Origin of the sequence: Amycolatopsis sp. SID8362, from assembly GCF_010550475.1 — a bacterium.
Lineage (GTDB): Bacteria > Actinomycetota > Actinomycetes > Mycobacteriales > Pseudonocardiaceae > Amycolatopsis > Amycolatopsis eburnea.
Genome location: NZ_JAAGNB010000949.1, coordinates 1 through 697, shown reverse-complemented (window position 1 = coordinate 697; position 697 = coordinate 1). Strand labels below are relative to the sequence as shown.

Below are 697 nucleotides of genomic sequence, written 5' to 3'. Positions count from 1 at the left end.
CGGCCCGCCGCGACGCCGAAGCGGGTCTGGGGTTCGCCCGCCGGATGCGCGCGAAGCTGGCCGGGCCCCGGGCGAGCGCGGCGGTGCTCACCGGCCTCCCGGCGCTGTGCCTGCTCCTCGGGCAGGCCATGGGCGCGGCCCCGCTGTCCGTCCTGACCGGGAGCACCCCGGGCCGGCTGCTGCTGGTCGCCGGCAGTGTCCTGCTCTGGGCGGGAACGGCGTGGTGCCGTGCGCTGACCGGAAAGGTGCGCATCCGATGAACGCCGCCGTGCTCGTACTCGTCGCCTCGGCCCTGTTCATCTGGCCGGACGACACGGCAGCGCGTCGCTTCGGCCGGCCTCACGAGCCCGCCCGGAAGTGGCCACGCTCGTTGGGTCCCATCGCGACGGCGGCGGGCGGCGTCTCGACGGCAGTGCTCGTCGGCGGCGTCGCCGGAGTGACGCTGGGCGCGATGGTGACCGCCACCGGCTGGTGGGCCATCCGCCGCGCCCGCCGTCCCCGCGCACCGACGACGGACATCGCGACCAGGCTCCGGCTCGCGGGAACACTCGACCTCCTCGCGGCCTGCCTGCGAGCGGGGCTGCCGGTTCCTTCGGCACTCGACGCCGTCGCCGGCACGGCGCCCCCGGCAGCGGCCGAGGCACTGCGCTCGACGGCCGGCCACCTGGCCCTCGGTTCGCGCCCGGAAGAGGCGTGG

2 protein-coding genes are annotated in these 697 nt (G+C 77.0%); both read left to right on the top strand.

Annotated elements, in window-relative coordinates; genetic code table 11:
• A partial coding sequence (locus G3I65_RS29405) for a type II secretion system F family protein (protein WP_375336729.1) occupies window positions 1-260 on the top strand: 260 nt, incomplete at its 5' end.
• On the top strand, window positions 257-697 hold a 441-nt coding region (locus G3I65_RS29400; RefSeq protein ID WP_160698979.1), incomplete at its 3' end, for a type II secretion system F family protein. The genes G3I65_RS29405 and G3I65_RS29400, both read left to right, overlap by 4 nt.